The following is a 4735-nucleotide window of genomic DNA, read 5'->3' on the forward strand; positions in this document are numbered from 1 at the left end:
ACAATTTTCCATTGGGCATCGGTAAGGCTTGTTTCATACATGGTACATAGGGTTTTGGTCAACACTAAGTAATTCAGTAGGAGATTTCCTTTTAGATGCCCTTTATACTTTTTATCAAATGAATTTTAAACAGTTTCTAAATCCCACGAAAAAGTATCTGCAAAATAGTTTAGTGGGAGATAGCGCTTCTGTGTTTTGGTGGCTATAATTTTTTAAGTTTGATCAGCATAAATAAAGAATTATGAAAACGCTATTTGAAAAAATCTGGGATGCCCATGTTGTCACTAAAATAAAAGACGGGCCGGAGGTATTATATATTGACAAACACCTGATACATGAAGTAACAAGTCCACAAGCCTTTGCCGGATTGGAAAAGAGAGGTATTAAAGTTTTTCGTCCTCAAAATATTCTTGCCACTGCAGATCACAATGTACCAACTGTTAATCAGCATTTACCTATCAAAGATCCTCTGTCAAAATTCCAGGTGGATAAACTGACAGAGAACTGCAAAAAGTACGGAATTGAATTATATGGATTAGGTCATCCCTTCCAGGGAATTGTACATGTGATCGGACCGGAGCTTGGGATTACACTGCCGGGCATGACAATCGTTTGCGGCGACAGTCACACTTCAACCCACGGTGCTTTTGGAACAATTGCTTTTGGTATCGGCACAAGTGAAGTCGAACAGGTATTCGCTACACAATGTTTGCTGCAAAACAAACCCAGGACCATGAAGATTGAGATCAATGGGAAACTAGCAAAAGGAGTTTTATCAAAAGACATTGTGCTTTATATCTTATCAAAAATATCGTCGAGTGGCGCAAGTGGCTATTTTATTGAGTTTGCAGGATCAGCAATAAAAGCTCTTTCAATGGAAGCCCGCATGACTATTTGCAACATGAGCATTGAGATGGGTGCACGCGGCGGGTTGATCGCGCCGGATGAAACAACATTCGCGTACATTAAAGGAAGAGAGTTTGCGCCTAAAGGAAAGATTTTTGACAAGGCCGTCGAATACTGGAAAACGTTGCCCTCCGATCCAGGCGCGCCGTTCGACAAAACACATATTTTTGATGCTGCCGATATTGAGCCCATGATCACTTACGGAACCAATCCCGGGATGGGCATTAAAATATCAGGCACTCTACCTGCTGACGCTTCTATCCAAGATGCTGCCGAAAAAGCATCCTTCAATAAGTCCATCAGCTATATGGGACTGCAAGCCGGCGCTAAACTATTAGGCAAAAAAGTAAATTATATTTTTATTGGGAGCTGCACCAATTCAAGGATCGAAGATTTGCGGCTGGTAGCTGAATTTGTAAAAGGGAAAAGGAAAGCGGATAATGTTCACGCGATGATCGTCCCCGGCTCTAAACAGGTACAAAAACAAGCGATCGCTGAAGGATTGGACAAAATATTAAGTGCGGCAGGTTTTGAGCTTCGCCAACCCGGATGCTCGGCATGCCTGGGAATGAATGAAGATAAAGTGCCAAAAGGAGAATATTGTATCTCCACATCCAACAGAAATTTTGAAGGCCGGCAAGGACCTGGTGCACGAACATTTTTAGCAAGCCCGCTCACCGCAGCCGCTTCAGCAATAACAGGATATATAACTGATGTGAGAGAGTATATGAATTAATTTTTAGATTTTTCTAAATGAATAATAGAATATGGAACATTAGGACAACGAATATCGAAGTAAAAGAAATCTGACTTTTAGACAGCTCCCCACTTCATAATTTGTTATTCTAATGGTCAAATATTCGTTATTCAAAAGCATAATTTATAAATTTTTAGAAGTTTGAAATACTATGGAAAAATTCACAACAATAATCTCTACTGCAGTTCCGCTTCCAATCGAAAATGTTGATACTGATCAGATCATCCCTGCCCGCTTTTTAAAAGCAACAACACGCGAAGGCTTTGGTGATAATCTTTTCCGTGACTGGAGATACAATGAAAAAAATGATCCGAAAAAAGATTTTGTTTTAAATGACTCTCAATACAAAGGAACAATCCTTCTAACCGGAAAAAATTTTGGTTGCGGATCAAGCAGGGAACATGCGGCATGGGCAATAGCTGATTATGGATTTAAAGTGGTTATCTCCAGCTTTTTTGCAGATATCTTTAAAAGTAATTGTCTCAACAATGGCTTGCTTCCCGTTGAAGTTTCTGAAAAATTTCTTAATGAAATGATGGGACAGGTTAAAAAAAACAATAATACACAACTGATTGTTGACTTACAGCAGCAAACTGTTACCATAACCGACACAAGCGCCTTTGAAAAATTCAATATCAATCAATATAAAAAAATCTGCTTTTTAAATGGGTATGATGATATTGATTATTTATTGAGCATTAAAGAAGAAATCGGTGCTTATGAGAAGAAGAGTAAGCATCTTGAGTTGGTGAAATAAATGGCAAAAAAGTCAAATAAGCTTCGTCATTGGAAGAATTGTGTATAGCTAATTATTCCTACATAAAGTTGAGCCGCTTTGAGTTGAAAGTAAAAAATATAACAATCCATTAGACAGCATTTCATGTTATAACGACATTTCCGCTACCTTCTACAGCCGATTTGTCGTTAAATTTCTGCTGTGATATTATTACGGCACAAGCAGTAAACGTATTAAAAGCCGTTGTCGGAAAATTTAAGTCTCTTACATTCCTTGCAATTCACGCCTTACTTAAGTAAATTTGCTGTCATGAGTACGATTGTTGAAATATTAAAACAAGAAAAACGATTTTTGCACGATTCATTCGGGGTTGAGCAATTGGCCGTATTTGGCTCGTATGCGCGTGGCAATGAAAACGAGGAAAGTGATATTGATATTTTAGTTACCCTTGACAAGCCCGATTATTCAAAATTTTCCGGGCTGTATAGTTACCTTCGAAAAAAATTCAATAAAAAGATCGATCTGATACGGATGGGAGATCACATTACTGAAAAATTTTTGAGCCGTATAAAAAAAGATGTGATCTATGTTTGACAACAGGGTTCAGTATCTTTTTGATTTTGTGCTTGAGAATATTGACATTGTGATCGACCGGTTTTCAACTATTCAGAACGCGAATGAATTTGTTGTAAATAAAAACAATAAGGTCCTTTTGGATTCTATTGTGATCCGGCTACAGGTAATTGGCGAAAACATTAAGAAGATTCATAAAGCAGATCCCCTTTTGTTGAATTCCCACCCCGAAATTGAGTGGGATAAAATAATTAATTTCCGCGACCTGATTTCTCATCATTACGACATGCTTGATCATGAAATTGTGTTTGATATTTGCAGCAACGACCTTGTTCCATTGAAAAAAGCAATACTTGATATAAAAAAATAACCCTTCTTCGTTTCATTCCATCAGAGTCAAACCCAAAACATGAAAAAGAAAATCGCAGTATTACCCGGAGATGGCATAGGCCCTGAAGTTACCGCACAAGCCGTAAAAGTACTAAAGGCTATTATGGGAAAATTCAATCATTCTTTTGAATTTGAAGAAGGGTTGATTGGAGCTATAGCCATTGATAAAACAGGAGACCCTTTTCCTGAACAAACATTAAAACTTTGCACGTCAACGGATGCCATTTTATTCGGCGCTATCGGACATCCGAAATATGATAACGATCCAACTGCAAAAGTGAGACCGGAACAGGGTTTGCTGGCAATGCGTAAAGCGCTTGGTCTCTATGCGAATATCCGCCCGGTAAATAGTTATCCCGCGTTATTAAAAAAATCACCGCTGAAAGAAGAGATCATAAAAAATATTGATTTCATTGTATTCCGTGAGCTTACAGGTGGAATCTATTTCGGAGAAAAAGGATTAAGCGCTGATAAACAAACCGCTTTTGATACATGCACCTATTCAACAGAAGAAATCTTACGTGTAACAAAACTCGCGTTTGAATCGGCAGCTTCAAGAAAAAAGAAAGTAACCCTTGTGGACAAAGCCAATGTTTTGGAAACATCACGCCTCTGGAGAAAAGCCGTAAAAGAATACGCCGAAAATTTCCCCGACATTCAACTCGATTTTATGTTTGTGGATAACGCGGCCATGCAAATTATTTTAAACCCCCGACAGTTTGATGTGATCTTAACAGAGAACATGTTCGGCGATATTATAACGGACGAAGCCTCTGTTATCGCAGGCTCATTAGGATTGCTTCCCTCCGCTTCTGTTGGAAAAGAAAGGGCTTTGTATGAACCTATCCACGGCTCTTATCCACAGGCTGCCGGTAAAAATATAGCTAATCCAATCGGCGCTATTCTTTCGGCCGCCATGCTTTTGGAAACATCATTCGGCTTGAAAAAAGAAAGCGAATCTATCAGGAAGGCCGTGGAAAACGTTATCCTTTCCGGCTGTGTTACCCAGGATATTGACCCGGTTAAGTTTTACTCGACTACTGAAGTGGGAGATAAAATTGCGGAACTGATTAAATGAGTTCAGGATCAAAATCAAAAACTCTCGTATTATCAAGCAAGCCTGAAAGGCTTGAATACGCATAACCTCTGGTGAAACCAGAGGAGAAATAAACCACTCTCCGCTACAACCCTGAAAGGGTTGAATGTTTTTATTGAAATATTCAACCCTTTCAGGGCAATGTCATTAAGTTGGATGATAACTTTATGAATTATAGGGGGTTAAAGAACAGATTCCTCTGTTCTTTGATGTAACCAAACATCCCCCCTATGACTACAAACATACAAATTTTGAATACACTCAAGCAGTATATTGA

5 protein-coding genes are annotated in these 4735 nt (G+C 38.7%); all 5 read left to right on the forward strand.

Going from position 1 to position 4735, the window contains the following annotated elements; all coding sequences use genetic code 11:
- Positions 1–238 precede the first annotated feature (238 nt).
- The gene (leuC, locus tag HYU69_08715) at positions 239–1642 is read left to right on the forward strand and encodes a 3-isopropylmalate dehydratase large subunit (protein ID MBI2270422.1); all 1404 of its coding nucleotides are present in this window, start codon (positions 239–241) and stop codon (positions 1640–1642) included.
- A gap of 172 nt (positions 1643–1814) precedes the next feature.
- Entirely contained in the window at positions 1815–2420 is a 606-nt protein-coding gene (leuD, locus tag HYU69_08720; GenBank protein ID MBI2270423.1) for a 3-isopropylmalate dehydratase small subunit, read from the forward strand.
- A 288-nt stretch (positions 2421–2708) separates the two neighbouring features.
- Positions 2709–2993 (forward strand): nucleotidyltransferase domain-containing protein, encoded by a 285-nt coding sequence (locus HYU69_08725; protein MBI2270424.1) that lies wholly within the window; start codon positions 2709–2711, stop codon positions 2991–2993.
- Positions 2986–3342: a DUF86 domain-containing protein gene (locus tag HYU69_08730; GenBank protein MBI2270425.1), complete on the forward strand. Its 357-nt coding sequence runs from the start codon at positions 2986–2988 to the stop codon at positions 3340–3342. The genes HYU69_08725 and HYU69_08730 overlap by 8 nt, the downstream gene beginning before the upstream one ends.
- A 39-nt stretch (positions 3343–3381) precedes the next feature.
- On the forward strand, positions 3382–4440 hold the full coding sequence (gene leuB / locus HYU69_08735) for a 3-isopropylmalate dehydrogenase (GenBank protein MBI2270426.1): 1059 nt from the start codon (positions 3382–3384) through the stop codon (positions 4438–4440).
- Positions 4441–4735: the final 295 nt, after the last annotated feature.

It is taken from the genome of Bacteroidota bacterium (genome assembly GCA_016183775.1).
Taxonomy (GTDB): domain Bacteria; phylum Bacteroidota; class Bacteroidia; order JABDFU01; family JABDFU01; genus JABDFU01.